Here is a 229-nt window from a genome sequence, read left to right on the forward strand (position 1 = left end):
GGCGGATGGAGCCAACAGCCGAGTGGCCAAGGACATTGAGGCTGGAGACTACGAGTATGCCATTGCCTTCCAGGAGCGCATGCGAATTCCGGAGCAAAAGATGGATTACTACAAGGACCGTGCCGAGATGTACGTGGGCGAGGACGTGTCTCCGGACTTTTACGCCTGGGTCTTCCCCAAGTCCGACCATGTGGCCGTGGGCACTGGCACGGTGGTGGACAAGAAGGGC

At 59.4% G+C, this 229-nt stretch carries 1 protein-coding gene; it reads left to right on the forward strand.

Annotation, left to right across the window (positions count from 1 at the left end; genetic code table 11):
- Positions 1 to 22: 22 nt before the first annotated feature.
- Positions 23 to 229: hypothetical protein (locus ACYQ78_RS40220; protein ID WP_459806257.1), on the forward strand; the 207-nt coding region annotated here is incomplete at its 3' end.

This window comes from Herbidospora sp. RD11066, assembly GCF_054661255.1.